The sequence below is a fragment of the Marinimicrobium locisalis genome (genome assembly GCF_039822625.1).
In the GTDB taxonomy this organism is placed as follows: domain Bacteria; phylum Pseudomonadota; class Gammaproteobacteria; order Pseudomonadales; family Cellvibrionaceae; genus Marinimicrobium; species Marinimicrobium locisalis.
On the sequence record NZ_JBDLLG010000024.1, the window covers coordinates 41151 to 57944 of the forward strand.

The following is a 16794-nucleotide window of genomic DNA, read 5'->3' on the forward strand; positions in this document are numbered from 1 at the left end:
GAGTACAATAAGTCGCACGGATTTCCAATAGTCAATAATTGAGCTGACACTGCTATGGCACCACTGAAGCGTTTATTCGGCGCCCGAAACCGCCAACCCTCACTGGACGAACAAATCCAGGCGCTTGAAAACCGCTCGGAATCCGAGCTACTGGCGCTAGTGCAAAGTGACACCCAGGAGGCCCTGCGAGAGGCCGCCCTTAACCATCTCAGCTATAACCAGACGCTGCTGAACCTTTCCCTGGGCAATGGCAAAGGGCGCTTGCAGCAAGCGGCCCGCAAACGCATCGGCCAGTTGTTGGAAGAAGAGCACCTGACGTTGGACGAACTGGGCAAGGTGGTTTCGGACGAAGCTCAATTGCTCGCGCTCAGTAGCTATTCCGCCCGCGCCGGGCAACAGGTACTGAAGCAAATTAACGAGCCCGAGGTATTGTTGGAGCTGGCGATTCACGGCGCCAGCATTCAAATCCGCCGCGCCGCGGCGGAAAAAATCACCACCCGCGCCGAGCTGGAACAGCTCCAGAAGGCCGCCCAAGGGCGAGACAAAACCGTGTACAAACTGGCCAAGCAGCGGCTCGAGGCATTCAAGGCCGAAGATGCTCGCCGGGCCGAGGCCGAGGCCCAAGCGCTGGTCATCTGCCAAAAACTGGAACAGCTACTGAAAGCGGAAAATGACCCTCAGTTTGACGCCAAACTCGATAAACTTCAGCAGGACTGGCGCGATTTATCCGTGGAGCCGCCCGAGCCGCTGAAGCAGCGCTACCAGAACGCGTTCGACGCCTATCGCCAGCGCGAGTCCGAGCGCGCCGCCGAACAAGCCCAACTGGCTGCCCAGGCCGAAGCCGAAGCGGCAGAGAAAGCCGAGCGTCGAGCCCGGGCGGAAAAACTCGAAGGCGAGATCCACGAGCTGCGTGCACAACTTTATCAGGCCACCGCCGAGCAACTTCACGAAGCCCGGTGGGACGAGCAACTGCAAAGCCTGTCCGATTCACTAAAAGCGTTGGATCGCGAGGTGCTCTCCGACAAGGCGAGAAGCCGCGTCGAGCGTGAACACGCCCGAGCCTCCGAACTTCTGAGCCAGCTGCGCGAAAAAGGCGCCCTGCCCGACTGGCTGGAGCGTTGGCACAGTGAAGAGGCCGACCAACGGCAGCAGGCTCGCCAGGCACTGAAACAATTGCTGAAAGGCGCTCGCCAGTGGCCTGACGCCCCGGAGGCCATTGCCACCGTCCTCAACGAACTCAGACAAGCGGAAGAGGCCGAGCAGGCGGAGTTTCAGGCCCAACGGAAGCAACAGCGCGAACTGGAAGGGTTGGTGCGCCAAGGGTTAAGCGCCGCCCAACGCGGACAGGTTCGCCGTGCCCGTGGCCTGCATCGGGCCAGCCAGGAAAAGCGAGAAGGCGTCGACCACGTGCCCGCCCACCTGAGCGGCAAGCTCGAAGAGCTGGATCAGGCCATTGAGCGGCTGAGCGACTGGCACGAGTTCGCAGTAACTCCGAAAAAAGAGGCACTGATCCGCTCCATGGAGGCGCTGGAAAAAAGCCAGATGAACCCGGAGGAGTTGGCCCGGAAAATTCATCACTTGCAGGACGACTGGCGCGAAGTCAGCAAAGGCGTCCCCCACCACGACGAAGACTTGTGGCACCAGTTCCAGGAAGCCTCTCACCGGGCTTTCGAGCCCTGCAAGGAGTTTTTTGAAGCCCAGGCCCGCGAGCGCGAAGCCAACCAGGCCAAACGGGAAGAGCTGATCGAACAGGTCCAGCTTTACCTCGATGGTTACCACTGGGACTCCCCGGTGTGGAAAGACGTCGAACATACATTGAAGCAGGCCCGCCGGGAGTGGCGCGACGCCTGGCCGGTCCCCCGGCAGGCCATCAAGGCCCAGGAAGGGCGGTTCGAGCCCCTAATGGAACAGCTGCACGCCAAACTCAGCGAAGGCTACGAGGCCCACCGAGCCACCAAGGAAGCGCTGGTCGCCCGTGCAAAAGAGCTCAGCGAACTGAGTGATCTTCAGCAGGCCATTGAAGGGGCCAAGCAGTTGCAAGCGCAATGGAAAGAAGTGGGGCAGTGCCGCCCTCGGGAAGACCAGGCGCTATGGAAACAATTCCGCGCATACTGCGATGCCATTTTTGCCCGCCGCCAGGAACAGTTTGAGGCCGCCGACCAGGAACGCCAGGCCAATGCCGATCGGGCTCAGGAGCTGATCGCACAACTGAAACAACTCGAGCCCGAAGCCCAAAGCGGCGCCGTTCGCGGCCAGATTGAAGCGCTGAAAACCGAGTTTCGTAACCTGGGGCCCCTGCCCCGCGCCCAGATGGAAGGCATTAACGACGATTGGCAGAAAACGCTGAAGGGGCTGGACCAGAAGCGACGCCAGGCCCATTCCCAGGCGCGTGAACGCCAGCGTCAGCAGTTGTTTAACGCCGCCGAGGCGGTGCGCGCCCTGGAGCTGGCCAGCCTGGAAGACAGAGGCACCACGGCCGCTCGGGAAGAGGCGGAAATAGCGATGGAAGCCGTTGAGCAGTGGCCGGGCAACAGCCGCGAACAACTCGAGCAACGCTTGCAACACATAGAGGACCTTACCCCGACCGAGCAGCAAGGCAACCTGGAGCGGCTGCGCCTGCTCTGCATTCGTGCTGAAATTCTCACCGGGCGGGAAACGCCGGAAGAAGATAAAGCGCTGCGTATGGAACATCAAATGCAGCAACTGCAGCAGGGGCTGGGCAAGGAACAGGACACCGCCGAACAACTCCTACAGGAATGGCTAAGCGTGGGCGGCGTGGCCGACCCGGAATACTCCAAACTCCTAGCTCGCTTCCAAGCCAACCTGGAGGACTGATCAAGGCGCCCTTTTTATCGGCGAAAGCGTAAAAACGCGCGCCAACTCGAATTAAGCCTGTGGGTGAGTTGGGTCTGGTAAGTTCATGAGTCAGAAGTCCGAAATGGAACGGTCAGGGCCGACCTGCAAACCTGTGGGGTCGAGCCGTGCTTCACGCCCGGCCGGGCTGAAACAGTACGCCGGGCGCCTTGTAACCTGGAGCGTCGACCAAATTAAGCGCCATCCCAAGGTCCTGGCTTTGGCGGGCTTTGTCTCCGGCATTGCCAGCTTTTTTCTGGTGGAGCGCAAGCCGGCCCTGGCTCAAGTGGTGGCCTTGCTGATGCTAGCCAGTTGGCTCTGGCTGATTTTCGAGAACACGCTTCGCCGGCACGCCCTGCGCCTGCTAAAACTGCGCGTTCCTCGCCCCGCCCTGCACTTCATTACCCAGATGGTGCATCAGGAAAGCCTGTTTTTTGTACTCCCGTTTTTCTTTTTTACGCTCACCTGGAACAGCGGCCAGGTGGTTTTTATGGCCTTGCTCTGCCTCGCCGCCCTGGTCTCAGTGATCGACCCCATCTACTACAACCACCTCGCCCGCAGACGTTGGGTGTACCTGGGCTTCCATTCACTGGCGCTGTTCGCCGTGTTGTTAACCGCGCTGCCCATTATTCTGCACCTGAGTACCGCCCAAAGTTATCCACTGGCATTGGGCGTCGCTGTGGTTTTTGCCATTCCCAGCGTTATCAAAGCGCTGCCGCCGCGGCGATGGTGGCGGGGGCTGGCGTTGGTGGGCGTAGTCCTGGTGCTGGGCTTTAGTGGCTGGCAGGCCCGACTCTGGGTGCCCCCCGCCACGCTCTGGCTGACGCATGTCTCCATCAGCTTCCACGTAGACTATGACGAGAAACAACCGGGCCAATCCATAGAGCGGCTGACGGAAGAAACGTTACACCGCCACGGCCTGTTCGCATACACCGCCATTCGCGCACCCCGGGGACTGAAGGAGCGGATTTACCACGTCTGGCGCCGTAACGGGGAGGTCGTGGACACCATTGCGCTGAACATTCAAGGCGGACGCCAGGAGGGGTACCGGGCCTGGACGCACAAAGAGCATTTTCCTCATAACGCCGTGGGCGACTGGCAGGTTCAAGTGGTCACCGAAGCCAAGCAAATGATCGGGGTGCTGCGCTTTGAGGTGGTGGATGAAAACTCTAATCCATAGAATTCATCCGTCACTTTTTTCGCGCCGCCTCAACCGCTTTCCTTGTGCCGAATACAACACCAAAGTCTGCGAAATCCGACATGGCCGTGCTCGGTGGAAAGTGTTTCAATGGAGCCACTACCCCAATAACGACAACAACCGCTCTCTCACATGCCATATCATAAATTTGCCATCGTCCTGACCGCTCTCACGGGGATTGTTCTGGTCTCCGCTCAATGCCACAAGATGCCGACCGAACCGGTCCAGTACCGCGCTCAGGTACTGGACCCGGACCTGACCGGCGGCGCCGTCGCGCCCCATTCCGGCGATTACGTCGCCTGGGGCAGCGATGGCATTGTGATGCGTTCGCCCGATGGCGAGCACTGGCGCCCGCTCGATACCCCTGCCCGAGCAGAGATTTTAAAGGTGGGTTTTGACGGAGCCGGCACCTGGGTCGCGGTGGGTGAAGCGGGCACCTTACTGGTCTCCCACGATGACGGTGAGCGCTGGCAACCAAAAACACCCGATCACTTCAAGCTGAGCATTAACGATGTCCTCTACATTGAGGCGCAGGCCGGCCTCCCGGTTCCCGAGAACGGTCTTTGGCTGGCGGTGGCGGCCGATGGCCACTTTCTCAGCTCCAGCGATGGCGGCGAAAGCTGGCAGATAAGCGGTATCGATACCGAGGACGACCTGCTCACTCTGGCGTGGTTAAAAGAGGAGGGACGCATTCTGGTAGGCGGCGAAAACGGCCTGCTCGGCACTTCTGAGAATGCGGCAGCCTGGAACATTAAGCGCGCGAAGACGGAAACGCCCATCACGGGCTTTCATGCGTTTGAAGGATTGGTGCCGGGCGAAGGTTTGGTGCTGGGCACCAGTGCCTGGGGACGCTTGTTGCTCTCTCGGAATGGGGGCGAAAGCTGGACGCTGGTCCAGGCGGAGAAATCTGTCTACTTCAATGATGCGGCCTATGACCCCGTTCACCAGTCCATCGTCCTGACCACCCACAACGGCCATATTTTTCACAGCGAGGATGCGGGCGTTAGCTGGCAACTGATCGAGGCACCTTACCAAGGCACCCGCCGCTTTCTTGGGGATGTTATCTTTGACCCACAGACTCGTCACCTCCTGGCCTTCGGTCATCACGGCGCCATTGTGCAATCCGCCGATGGCGGCAAAAGTTGGCAGGACCGCCCCCCCAAGCTGCGCCACTCCTTCGTGAAAGTGCTTTACCATCCTCAGAGAGAAACCTACGTGGCCTTGGGGCCTCGCGGCTTTCGGGCCGTAAGCAATGATGCGGCCGGCTCATGGCAAGTGGTGCGGGAGAGCTTCGACTTTTATTGGCGCGAGGGGGTGGTAACCTCCTCCGGGACCGTGATTATTGCTGGCGGGCTGGGACGAATGCTGCGCTCTGCCGATGCCGGGAAACGCTGGGATTATGTGGATATCACTTACCCCGACCCCCGCACGCCCCCCACTTACCGGGCGCTCGCCTCGCTGGGCGAAGGCGTCCTGCTCGCCGCCGGCCCCACAGGTTTGATCTTGCGCTCCGAGGACGACGGCCAGAGCTGGACGGTAGTGCACCACACACTCTTCAGTGAGGGCGAGGCGTTCACCGACGTGAAGGCCGCCGCTTCGGGGGGCGAGACGGCAATCGCCGTGGAAGCCTTTGGGGGGCCCTATTTCTCCCCCGATGCCGGTCGCACCTGGACGCGCACGGCCATCGAGGAGACACGTAACTTCTGGCACGGCACCCTTTTAGGCTCGACCGCCGTGGCCGTTGGGCAGAGCGGGCTGATGGCCTTGAGCCAGGATGGAGGTCAAAGCTGGGAGCCGATCACCCCGGAGGCGGTAGCCGGCAAGGATCTTTATGGCAGCTTCGCCAGCCACACCCACGAGGCGCTGTTCGCATTTGGCGAAGACGGGGTGCTCGTACGCACAGAAGACGTCGGCCGGACCTGGCAACAGATCGCCGAGCCTAGCGGCGCCACCTTACGACGTATGATGGAGCTTCCTAAGAGTGGCGCGTTAATCGCATTCGGTGAAGAGGGCGCGATCATCCGCTCTCTCGACGGCGGCCTCCATTGGCAAGCGGCTGACAGTGGTGTTAGCGCTGAGCTACGGGCGGGCCTGATTGAGCGGGGAACAGGTTATCCGTTGATCGTCGGGCGCTCCGGTACGCTTCTGCGTTCAACTGACAATGGTCTTAGCTGGGAGCGGCTACCGACTCATACGCGGGCGCATTTTCGCAATGGACTGAGTCATCCGAGCACGGGTGACCTGTTTGTTTTCGGCGAGCGCATTGTACATTTGCACCGAACCAAATAATAAAGGGCAGCGACCGCAAAGCCGCTGCCCCTTACTACATCTACTTCGGTTGATTACGGTTGAGCGAACCGCTTGAGCACCCGACGGTGGGTTTTTAGAAGCTGGTGAGCCCGGAGGACCCGCAGCTCGCCCAGTCTCCAATGCAGGTATCCCCCGCATTGCGCACTTCGCTGTTACTGATGTACGCGGTGGAATTGGGACTATCAGAACGGAAGATGCCTTCACTCATGTTGGAAATCCGGCAACGGTCGACGGTGATGTCCGTGCGGAAAGTGCTCCCACCATTCTGGCGCAGGAACTTGCCCATGCTGTCGACGATGCAGTTCTCCACATGAAGGTCAGACTCGGCGTTGACTTGAATAAACTTATCTTCACCGTTGTAGCCCTCCGCATTACGTAGAGTCACGCTACCGGGCGACTTGATGGTCATCGCATCTTCACCGACATTGGTCCAATGGATGTTATCCAGCGTGCCGCCGTTATAGACGTGAATGCCATCGACACCGTTATTGCCAATAATGACGTTGCGCAAGGTTGCACCGTTTTCGACGCGGAATGCAGGGTCCTGCCCCTCATCCTGACTGCCATCACCCAGCGCCGAAGTCGGATTAAAGGTTCGACAGCCACCATCATAACTACCACTGGTCACGTAGATGGTGGAGGACACCGAAGTGCTGCCCGTGGATTCACAGGAAGAGCCGGTGATACCACCCCCTCCGCCACCGCCGTTATTATTACCGCCGCCAGCTTGGTCGGCGGGCGTAAAGGTCCAGCGCTGGCTATCGCCACCCCAATAGGTCCAAAGGCGAATGTCACCACCATTGTCGGTGCTGAAGTCGAATACCTCCAGCGCCGTGCCGGCGAAGCGGGAAGTAATGGCGTACTGGCCATTGCCTACAGAGTCGATGGCCCAGTGCTGGTTGTCCGCGTTGAGCCAGGTCCACTGCCGAGCTTCGGCACCGTCATCGGCGTTCCACTCGAACACGTCAACGGATTTGCCGGTATGCGCGGCGCGGATTGAATAGTAGCCATTACCAAGGTTGGTCACATCCCATTGCTGGTTTTGCCCGCCCAAATAGTCCCACTGGATAATGTTGGCGCCATCGTCTTGACTAGCGCCTTCGACTTCCATGGGTTTGCCACTGAGAACGTTAGTAATGACGTAGCGTCCTTCGGCGATTTGGGCCCAGGAGGTGGAGGCCATAAGGCCCAGCACAAGCGCTACAGTTGATTTAACGATCGAGTTTTTAAACATTCACTTCTCTCCTTCTATTTATCAATTATTCCACGGAGATTGCTTTGAACCTGCCTGACCGCACGGGTCTTCAAACAGCTCCGCGATGGTTTCCATCAAGGTGCTCAGGGCCAATGCTAAACACACTCAGAGCCATTTGTAAGTAATATAGTCACATAAATAAAAATATTTTTGCTCTTATTACTTAATGGAATTTGCCCACACTGCCTTCACTTCCCTTACCCATAGGGACGCTCCAATCACAGTTGTAAAATCCGTCATTGAGTGCCAGCAGACACAACCTCCCCTTGGCTCACAAAATTATGGGGCTACATTAATCAAACAACCGTCTAGATACGCTGGCTCACTTTACGCATAGAAACCAGGCTCCTGAGCAATAAAAATGGTCTCAGCGAATTGACAGGCCCCTAATTTTCCTCTTCACTTGTTATCACTGATAATCATAAAGGTGGGAGTTACACTATGGCTTTTGAATCGAAGGAGGCCGCCAAGCAATACTGGCGTGCCAATATTAAACTGCTCGTTGTCCTCTTAAGCATCTGGTTCATTGTCTCTTATGGCGCCGGCATTCTGTTTGTGGATTGGTTGAACCAGTTCCGCCTCGGCGGCTTCAAGCTCGGTTTCTGGTTCGCCCAGCAGGGCTCGATCTACACCTTTCTGATTTTGATTTTCGTATACGTCTATAAGATGAACCAGCTCGACCGCCGTTTCGGGGTCCGGGAAGACGAGGAGTAGGCCATGGATCAGCAAACGTTAATCTACCTGGCGGTAGGGAGTACCTTCGCCCTCTATATCGGTATTGCCATTTGGTCCCGAGCCGGCAGCACCGGGGATTTCTATGTCGCCGGCGGCGGTGTTCACCCCATTGCCAACGGCATGGCCACCGCCGCCGACTGGATGTCCGCCGCCTCCTTTATTTCCATGGCGGGCCTGCTCGCCTTTCTCGGTTATGATGGCAGCGTCTATCTAATGGGCTGGACCGGCGGCTACGTGCTGCTCGCCCTGTGCCTGGCCCCTTACCTTCGAAAGTTCGGCAAATATACCGTGCCCGACTTTATCGGCGACCGCTACTACTCCCAAATGGCCCGCACGGTGGCCGTAATTTGCGCCATTTTTGTGTGCTTTACCTACGTCGCCGGGCAAATGCGTGGGGTCGGGGTGGTGTTCTCCCGCTTTTTGGAAGTGGAAGTAACCACCGGCGTCCTGATCGGCATGGGCGTGGTGTTTTTCTACGCTGTTCTCGGCGGCATGAAAGGCATCACTTACACCCAGGTGGCTCAATATTGCGTCATGATTTTTGCCTATACCGTCCCGGCGATTTTTATCAGCCTGTTGATCACCGGCAACCCGATTCCACAACTGGGGTTTGGCGACACTCTGGCTGATGGTTCCGGGGTCTACTTGTTGGATCGGCTCGACGGTCTGACGCGGGAGCTTGGCTTTACTCCCTTCACGGAGGGCAAAAAGTCCACCATCGATGTGTTCTGCATTACCGCGGCGTTGATGGTGGGCACAGCTGGCCTGCCCCACGTCATCGTGCGCTTTTTCACGGTCCCCAAGGTCCGGGACGCCCGGAAAAGCGCCGGCTGGGCACTGCTGTTTATCGCCATTCTCTACACCACTGCACCCGCCGTGGGCGCCTTTGCACGCCTCAATATGTTCGAGACGATTAACGGCCCGGAGCTTCAGGGTGTACCACGGGAGGAAATGCCCGAGTGGGTGGAAACCTGGGAGACCACTGGCCTGATCGAGTGGCAGGATGAGAACGGTGATGGCCGGCTGTTTTACAGCAATGACAGTCGCAACGAAATGACCATCGACCCGGACATCATGGTGCTTGCCAACCCGGAAATTGCGGGGCTACCCAATTGGGTGGTGGCACTGGTGGCCGCCGGTGGCTTGGCGGCCGCGCTGTCCACCGCCGCCGGGCTGTTGTTGGTGATTTCCACATCGATCTCCCACGACCTCCTAAAACGCAATTTAATGCCTCGAATCACAGAAAAACAGGAGTTGCTCGCCGCTCGCCTGGCCGCGGCCGCGGCCATTGGTTTGGCGGGCTACTTGGGGATCAACCCTCCCGGCTTTGTGGCGGAGGTGGTGGCGTTTGCCTTCGGACTGGCGGCGGCCAGTTTCTTCCCGGCCATTATTATGGGGATTTTCTTCAAACCCATGAACCAGTGGGGGGCCGTGGCTGGCATGTTGAGCGGGCTGGTATTCACCGCCGGTTATATTCTGGTGTTCAAGGGTGTCTTCTTCGAGCCACTATTGCCAAATACCCGAGAGTACTGGCTGCTGGGGATCTCCCCGGAAGGCATAGGCTTTGTGGGCATGCTACTGAACCTGTGCGTAGCCTTGACCGTACGCCAGTTCACCCCGGATGCACCGCCCCATGTGCAGGATATGGTGGAGAACATCCGTTTCCCCCAAGGCTCCAGCGGGCCGGGCGGGTTTAAAGACCAAGTTCATTAACCTCCCGCGAGGTTAAACCGAACCAAAAAGGGGCCGAATGAGCGGCCCCTTTTTTATTCTATGTGATTTGACGTTGCGTGGTTCGGCGTGGTGTTAACTCTCCAGCCATACCTCCCGGGTCCATTGCCAGACGTCGTCCCAACTCTCATCGGTCAGGTCGCCATCGCGCCAGAACAGCACCTCCCCCTCGGGCTCCACGCAATAATAATTGCCGTTAATTTCACACAGCGGCAGCAGATACCGGGGCAGCCCCATGGCCCAGGCCACCGCAGCGACTTCGGGCAGGTAGTTGTGCGCGTGAGGGTCAGCGGCGGTCACCGGCTCCAGGGACCCGGTGACTACATCGCTGGCCAAGAGCAAAAAGCGCCGCATTTCTCGCGGTATGGGCAGCAGCACTTCCTCTTCCACGTCCACCAGGTCTTCGTGGGTGGGCAGCTCCAGGGGCACCGGCACCGGTTGGTGCGCGGCCCTAAGTTGTTTCAGGGTCTCTTCCATTGTGGGCTCTTGCGTTGCGAAAGGACCGCCAATGCTAGCGCCCAACCTGGCGCATGACAAGATCCGCCGGCCGTATGGCAATTAAACCAGCGCCTCCACCCAGCGCTGGTACAACGGCAGCCCGATCAGGACGTTCACCGGGAAAGTCACCCCCAGGGAGGCCAGCATTGCCAGGCCGATGTTGGCCTCGGGAACCGACGCCCGAATGGCCGCCGGAGCGGCGATATAGGAGGCACTGGCCGTGAGCGCCGCCAGAATCAGGACGCTACCGGCCGGCAACCCGAGGCCGAGCCCCACTGCTAGGCCAACACTGGCCAGCACAAATGGGGCCAGTGCGGCGAATATCAACAGGCGCCAATGTTGAATTGGCAGGGGGAAACAGGCCCGGGCCGTACAAATACCCATTTCGAGCAGAAACAGCGCCAGGAAGGTCTTAAAGCCACCGAGCAACGTCGGGGTGATCGGCGCGAGCCCCTCAGGCCCATACAGCCAGCCAATCGCCACACCACCGACCAGCAGCAACACACTGCGGCTGGTGAGGGCTTCATGCCATACATGCAGCGCGGAATGTTGAGCCAGAGGAGCGTCACTGTGAGCCCGCTTCTTCTGCCGCTGATACCACCAAAGCATCACCACCAGCGCGGGCAGCTCCAAAAGTACCAGGTAAAGCGTCGTCTCCGGCGCCAGCGGCATTCCGGCGCGCTCCGCCAACGCCAGGGCCACCGCAAAGGTGCCCGCGCTAACCGACCCATAGTGGGCGGCAATGCTCACCGCATCGGCCGAACCCAAGCGCACCCAGCGCTTCAATACCGGGTATAGCGCCAGCGGAATCAGCACGCCGAGAGATCCTATCAGGAGCAAATCCGGCAGCACCGCGAGGTCGGCCCGGCCGTGGAGCGCCAGCCCACCCTTCAGGCCCAGCGTGAGCATCAGCAGAATGGACAGGGTTTCATAGACGGCGTTGGGGACTTTCAGGTCAGACTTGAGCAGACCTGCCAGCAAACCAAGGGCAAAAAAAGCAATGACAATATCAGGCACAGACGGTCTCCGTTCGGCTTCTGTTCGTAAAGGGAGCGAAACGTTGGCGATTTTGCCTGCTGAGCATTATTATTAATAATAAAATCTATGCAATCAACCTATAGATAATTATCTATGAATATTCGCCACCTGAGCTTTCGTCTGCTAGAAGTTTATATAACGGTGATTCGAACGGGCAGTATTTCCGCCGCCGCCCGGCAGCTGCACCTGACACAACCCACCGTGTCGTTGCAGATCAAGAAACTGACCGAAACGGTGGGGGAACCGCTACTGAGCCCGAAAGACAACCGCTGGGAAATGACGGATGTCGGCGCCGAGCTGTACCGCGCCGCCTGCGATGTGCTCGGGCGCTTTGAGGACTTCGGTCAAACCCTGGCCGAGGCCCGGGAGGGCCGCTGGGGGCAGGTTAGGCTGGGCGTGGTAAGCACGGCCACTTATGTGGTGCCACAAATACTGGGGGGCTTCTACCGGAGTTTTCCGGCGGTGGACGTGAAGCTCACCATTGGCAACCGGGGCCGGATTCTGGAACGGTTCAGCGCCCAGGAGGATGACCTCTATATATTCAGCCACCCCCCGAGTGGGCCGGCTGTGCGGGCGGCGTCGATACTGCACAACCCTCTAGAGCTGGTGGCCCCGAGTGATCATTGGAGCAAAGGGCATAAAACCTTGGAGTTTGAAACATTGACCAATGAGCGGTTTCTCATCCGCGAGCCGGGCTCCGCCACTCGTATGGCCTTCGAAACCTGGTTGAGCGCTAAAGGACTTGAGATTCATAACAGTCTGCCGATGGAGAGTAATGAGGCGATTCGACTTTCCGTGGGCGCCGGGCTGGGGCTGGCCGTGCTATCAACGCACACCCTCCCACCGACGGATGATCGGTTCGCTCGTCTCTCGGTAAAGGGGTTCCCGCTGGAGAGCAACTGGTACCTGGTGGCATCCAGAGACCGGCGTCTGTCCCAGGCGGCCCGCTCGCTGGTGCGGTTTATCGACCAGTCGCTGGCACGCTGTGTGGACGCCCGCTGGCTCAACCTGGACCACGAGCGACTGAAGGCCTTTACGGGCCTGGAGACATTTTGATCAAAAGCCCTCTATAATGAGCTATAAAGATAATTTACGTGCCAGACGGGGTTGCCCATGTCCACTATTGAAGACGCATCCATGGAACACTTGTTACTGCGCACCCTCGCGGCGCACTCTCTGGACCTGATCTACGCCAAAGACCGGAATAGCCGTTTTGTCTTCGTGAACGCGGCACTCGCGAACCTTTTTGGCTGCGCCTCAACGGACGAAATGCTGGGCAAGAACGACTTTGATTACCACCCAGAATCCCTGGCCTCAGGGTACTACCGGGACGACCAGAGCGTCATTCACTCCGGGGAGCCAGTGGTCGACCGGGAAGAGCAAATAATCCACAGCGGCGAGGAGCGACCCCGCTGGTTTTCCACGACCAAGGTGCCCCTAAAGGACGAGCAAGGGGAAGTGATCGGAATTCTGGGGATCACCCGGGACATCTCCGCAAGCCGTGACAGTGCTGCCAGAACGCAGGAACTGAACCGAGAGCTTGAGGAACGCGTAGCCCGCCGCACCAGCGAGCTGGAGCAGTTGGCCGCCACGCTGGAAAAAGAGCGCCAGTTAATGCGCACGTTGATTGACACGCTTCCCGACAACATTTACGCGAAAGATCGGGACAGCCGATTCCTGCTGGCCAACCACGCCACGACGGACGGCATGGGCACGAACCCTGAAGAAATAGTAGGAAAGGACGACTTTGACTATTTCCCCACCTCTCTGGCCCAGCAGTATTATGACGATGAGCAACAAGTTCTGCGCAGCGGAGACCCCATGCTGGAGCAGGAGGAGCCCACGGTGGACCCCGCGACCGGACGAACCCGCTGGCTCCTCACCACCAAAGTGCCCTTGCGCAACCAAAACGACGAGATTATCGGGCTGGTGGGTATCGGTCGGGATATCAGCCGCCGTCGGGAAGCCGAGTTGGCACTTCGGCAAAGCGAGTCCCGGTTTCGCAGCCTGACCGAACTCTCGTCGGACTGGTATTGGGAACAGAACGAGCGAGGCGAGTTCACCGAATTGACCGACCCCAACGGTAAGTCCGGGTTCGAGGACTCAGAGATTGTCGGTCGCGGCATCGCCGATTTGCCCCATTGTGAACCGCTCAACGGCTCCTGGGCGGAGCTGGATGCCGCGCAACGCGAACGGGAGCCCTTTCGGGAGCTTGAGATGCGCTGTACATCCCCGGGGCAAACCCCGCGGTTTCTCAGTCTCAGCGGTCTCCCCGTATTTGAGGACGATGGAACCTTCATCGGCTACCGCGGGGTGGGGCAGGACATCACCGCCCGCCGCCAATCCGAGGAGCGGGTCCACTTTCTGGCCACTCACGACAGTCTGACAGAGCTTCCCAATCGCTTCATGTTCCACGAGCTTCTGGAGGTGGCCGTCAAGTCGGCCGAGCGCCACCAGCGGACAATGGCAGTGCTGTTTATCGACCTGGACCGGTTTAAAAACATCAATGACACCTTGGGACACGATGCCGGGGATCAGCTGCTGCAAAGCATCGCCCGGCGTTTTACCCATGGCTTGCGGGCCAGCGATGTGGTGGCCCGCCTCGGGGGCGACGAATTTGTGATCCTGCTTCAAGATATTCATTCCGAACAGGACGCTCGCCTGATCGCCCAGAAGCTGATCGCCACCGCCGTGGAGCCGGTTTCCATTCTAGGGCAGGAGTGCCGGGTCACCGCGAGTATTGGGATTTGTATGTACCCGACCGATGCCGAGGATGGCCAAAACCTGATGAAGAACGCCGACATCGCCATGTACCGGGCCAAGGAGGAAGGTAAAAATACCTACCAATTCTACTCTCCCAGCCTCCAGGCCCGCTCCCTGGAGCGGCTGGATATGGAAAACCACCTACGCCGCGCCGTGGATCAGAATGAACTCTTTTTGCACTACCAAGCCAAGCGGGACCTGAAAACCGGTGCCGTGGCGGGCGTGGAAGCTCTGGTTCGCTGGCAACACCCGGTCCTGGGTGTGGTCTCTCCCGGCGACTTTATCCCCTTGGCCGAGGAGACAGGCCTAATTGTACTGATTGGCCGCTGGGTATTGAGAACCGCCTGTGAGCAAAGCGCCCAATGGCAGAAGCAGGGGCTGCTACCCGTATGCATCTCCGTGAACTTATCACCTCGCCAATTTTACGATGAGCACCTAATCTCGGATATTCAGCAAGCGTTGGATGATTCAGGCTTGAGACCGGAAAACCTGGAGCTGGAAATCACCGAAAGTATGGTCATGCAGAACACCGACAGGGCCATTGACATTCTTCGAGGCATCAAAGCGCTTGGGGTGCGCCTTGCCATTGACGACTTCGGGGTAGGCTACTCCTCCCTCGCCCAAATCAAGCGCTTCCCCATCGACACATTGAAGGTCGACGGCTCCTTCATTCGCGACATCCCCGCCAACTTTGAAGACAAGGCGATCACCCAGGCCATTATCGCCATGGGAAAGACGCTAAGCCTGACGGTCATTGCCGAAGGGGTGGAAACCGTTGAACAGGAGTCCTTCCTGAGGGAGCACGAATGCGACCAGTCCCAAGGGTTCTACTTTAGCCGGCCGCTGGTCGCTGAAGGGTTTGAAGAGCTGCTAAAAGGTAAATCGGATTGGTAAAGGAGGCATGAGGGGCGACCAACACTGTTAGAGCGAGCACTCACTAACTGCAAAGGCGCTGGTAAACGCCCCCGGCTATCCGCTACCATTCCGGCTCTACCGAACGGAAAGGCTTAACCATTGCGCTATCGAACCTTCCGTATTCGCCCGATTAAACCCGTCGCCACAGACTGCCCCATGCCCGATATCGATCTTTTGTCACGTCACTTCCTCGGCTTTTATTTTCTGCTCATTGCGCTATATTACGCCAGCACCAGCGTGGGCCTGTGGCGCCGTACCGGGGTCAGTCACATCCAGTATGGGCCGCGCGGCTCGGCCACCTGGTGGCACCGGCACATATTCAACGCTTTTCGCGCCGTCATTCTGGTGGTTTGCCTCACTCGAATGGTTTGGCCCGAACTGGATACCTGGCTGGGCATTATCGCGCCCCTGTACCAGCCCCCCGTCCTGATTGCCGGCATCGTGGCCCTGCTCACCTCCTACAGCATCATGAGCTACGTTCACGCCTACATGCACCAGGACTGGCGCTCGGGCATTGATCCCGACAAACGCCAAACGCTACTGACTCAAGGCCCGTTTGCGCGCTCACGCAATCCGTTGTTTCTGGGCATTATGCTGGGCCAGCTCGGGCTGTTTTTGGCTCTCCCCAGCATTTTTACCTTAATCTGTTTCGTCGCGGGAGTGTTCGTTATCGTGCGGCAGGCCCTTCGCGAGGAAAAGGCCCTTGAGACCCTCTTCGGCAGTGAGTACCTTAACTATCAGAAAGAGGTGCCTAGGTGGTGGTGACGTACCTTAAAACTACTACCGCTCCCATGGCCAAACACCCCCTCAGCACCTCTGCCTTTGAGGTATCGGTGGGCCGGCACGCGGGTTTTATTATTTCAGCCGCCTCGCGTCCCTAATGGGCTGGCGCATTACTCAATAGCCACTAGGGATAGTACATTTGGTAGTGGCTTTGCGCGTAAGGATCCAAGTCGTAGTGAGCCTCCAGAAACGCCACTAGATCAATCAGCTCAGAGACAGTCATAACGTCATTGTAGTTGCGCATCAGCGACTCCCCGTCATCCCCGGTCACTTGGTCCCTTTCATAGCCGCTCGCCAGCCGGTGGGAGGGATTGATAACGGAGGTCAAAAGTTCTGCGTAAGTTTTGACTTTGGTGACGGTGCCACCGAGTACAATGGGTTTTTCCAGCTCACGGTCCTTGACGACGGCATCGTAGCCCTGAAGACGATGGCATGAGAGACAGTCATATTGGAGAAAGACCTGTTCACCCCGTTCAACATCCCCTTCCGGCAAACTGAATCCCCGGGGAGAGTCGGGCCCCTTGCTGCACGCCGCAAGAAGAAAACCGAGAGTAAAGAGTAGTAAGTATTTCATGGCGATCACCTAGGAGCGACATCGAATAAAGACTGAATCCATACAACTCGATTCGAGACTTTATTCAAGGTAGCCCGCATCAGGTGCTTTCGCCACCAAAACCATCACTTTTAGCGAACTATTATGGTCCTTCTTGAGCCA

The 16794-nt window shown here is 58.5% G+C and carries 12 protein-coding genes; 8 read left to right on the forward strand and 4 right to left on the reverse strand.

Annotated elements, in window-relative coordinates; genetic code table 11:
• Nucleotides 1–54: 54 nt before the first annotated feature.
• The 3 genes from AAE514_RS15085 to AAE514_RS15095 all read left to right on the forward strand — a co-directional run bounded on the left by AAE514_RS15085 (nucleotide 55) and on the right by AAE514_RS15095 (nucleotide 6340).
• The gene (locus tag AAE514_RS15085) at nucleotides 55–2835 is read left to right on the forward strand and encodes a DUF349 domain-containing protein (protein ID WP_347332384.1); all 2781 of its coding nucleotides are present in this window, start codon (nucleotides 55–57) and stop codon (nucleotides 2833–2835) included.
• A gap of 85 nt (nucleotides 2836–2920) precedes the next feature.
• Nucleotides 2921–4033 carry a DUF5924 family protein gene (locus AAE514_RS15090; protein WP_347332385.1) on the forward strand — a complete coding sequence of 371 codons (1113 nt, stop codon included), beginning with the start codon at nucleotides 2921–2923 and terminating at the stop codon, nucleotides 4031–4033.
• Nucleotides 4034–4183: 150 nt separating this feature from the next.
• A complete protein-coding gene (locus AAE514_RS15095; RefSeq protein ID WP_347332386.1) occupies nucleotides 4184–6340 on the forward strand; it encodes a WD40/YVTN/BNR-like repeat-containing protein in 2157 nt (718 codons plus the stop codon).
• Between the two features lie 94 nt (nucleotides 6341–6434).
• Here AAE514_RS15095 and AAE514_RS15100 read toward each other — a convergent pair whose 3' ends face one another.
• Entirely contained in the window at nucleotides 6435–7595 is a 1161-nt protein-coding gene (locus AAE514_RS15100; RefSeq protein WP_347332387.1) for a pectate lyase, read from the reverse strand.
• Between the two features lie 462 nt (nucleotides 7596–8057).
• Between AAE514_RS15100 and AAE514_RS15105 the strand changes: the two genes are divergently transcribed.
• Nucleotides 8058–8330, forward strand: a complete 273-nt coding sequence (locus AAE514_RS15105) for a DUF4212 domain-containing protein (RefSeq protein WP_347332388.1) — start codon at nucleotides 8058–8060, stop codon at nucleotides 8328–8330.
• 3 nt (nucleotides 8331–8333) lie between these two features.
• On the forward strand, nucleotides 8334–10064 hold the full coding sequence (locus AAE514_RS15110; protein ID WP_347332389.1) for a sodium:solute symporter family protein: 1731 nt from the start codon (nucleotides 8334–8336) through the stop codon (nucleotides 10062–10064).
• A gap of 93 nt (nucleotides 10065–10157) precedes the next feature.
• Here the strand turns inward: AAE514_RS15110 and AAE514_RS15115 are convergent, their stop codons facing one another.
• Both AAE514_RS15115 and AAE514_RS15120 read right to left on the reverse strand, forming a co-directional pair.
• Nucleotides 10158–10559 (reverse strand): SMI1/KNR4 family protein, encoded by a 402-nt coding sequence (locus AAE514_RS15115; protein ID WP_347332390.1) that lies wholly within the window; start codon nucleotides 10557–10559, stop codon nucleotides 10158–10160.
• A gap of 81 nt (nucleotides 10560–10640) precedes the next feature.
• A complete protein-coding gene (locus AAE514_RS15120) occupies nucleotides 10641–11597 on the reverse strand; it encodes a sodium-dependent bicarbonate transport family permease (RefSeq protein ID WP_347332391.1) in 957 nt (318 codons plus the stop codon).
• 114 nt (nucleotides 11598–11711) lie between these two features.
• Between AAE514_RS15120 and AAE514_RS15125 the strand changes: the two genes are divergently transcribed.
• From AAE514_RS15125 to AAE514_RS15135, 3 genes are all read left to right on the forward strand, one after another.
• Nucleotides 11712–12674: a LysR family transcriptional regulator gene (locus AAE514_RS15125; RefSeq protein ID WP_347332392.1), complete on the forward strand. Its 963-nt coding sequence runs from the start codon at nucleotides 11712–11714 to the stop codon at nucleotides 12672–12674.
• Between the two features lie 57 nt (nucleotides 12675–12731).
• Complete coding sequence (locus tag AAE514_RS15130) at nucleotides 12732–15275, forward strand: sensor domain-containing protein (protein ID WP_347332393.1); 2544 nt, start codon at nucleotides 12732–12734, stop codon at nucleotides 15273–15275.
• A gap of 120 nt (nucleotides 15276–15395) precedes the next feature.
• Entirely contained in the window at nucleotides 15396–16061 is a 666-nt protein-coding gene (locus AAE514_RS15135) for a methyltransferase family protein (RefSeq protein WP_347332394.1), read from the forward strand.
• Between the two features lie 142 nt (nucleotides 16062–16203).
• Here AAE514_RS15135 and AAE514_RS15140 read toward each other — a convergent pair whose 3' ends face one another.
• The gene (locus AAE514_RS15140; protein WP_347332395.1) at nucleotides 16204–16653 is read right to left on the reverse strand and encodes a c-type cytochrome; all 450 of its coding nucleotides are present in this window, start codon (nucleotides 16651–16653) and stop codon (nucleotides 16204–16206) included.
• Nucleotides 16654–16794: the final 141 nt, after the last annotated feature.

Coding starts and splice junctions, on each gene's coding strand:
- AAE514_RS15090 (WP_347332385.1), top strand. CDS start 2,921: ATGAGTCAGAAGTCCGAAATGGAACGGTCAGGGCCGACCTGCAAACCT.
- AAE514_RS15130 (WP_347332393.1), top strand. CDS start 12,732: ATGTCCACTATTGAAGACGCATCCATGGAACACTTGTTACTGCGCACC.
- AAE514_RS15125 (WP_347332392.1), top strand. CDS start 11,712: ATGAATATTCGCCACCTGAGCTTTCGTCTGCTAGAAGTTTATATAACG.
- AAE514_RS15085 (WP_347332384.1), top strand. CDS start 55: ATGGCACCACTGAAGCGTTTATTCGGCGCCCGAAACCGCCAACCCTCA.
- AAE514_RS15110 (WP_347332389.1), top strand. CDS start 8,334: ATGGATCAGCAAACGTTAATCTACCTGGCGGTAGGGAGTACCTTCGCC.
- AAE514_RS15100 (WP_347332387.1), bottom strand. CDS start 7,595: ATGTTTAAAAACTCGATCGTTAAATCAACTGTAGCGCTTGTGCTGGGC.
- AAE514_RS15140 (WP_347332395.1), bottom strand. CDS start 16,653: ATGAAATACTTACTACTCTTTACTCTCGGTTTTCTTCTTGCGGCGTGC.
- AAE514_RS15105 (WP_347332388.1), top strand. CDS start 8,058: ATGGCTTTTGAATCGAAGGAGGCCGCCAAGCAATACTGGCGTGCCAAT.
- AAE514_RS15115 (WP_347332390.1), bottom strand. CDS start 10,559: ATGGAAGAGACCCTGAAACAACTTAGGGCCGCGCACCAACCGGTGCCG.
- AAE514_RS15095 (WP_347332386.1), top strand. CDS start 4,184: ATGCCATATCATAAATTTGCCATCGTCCTGACCGCTCTCACGGGGATT.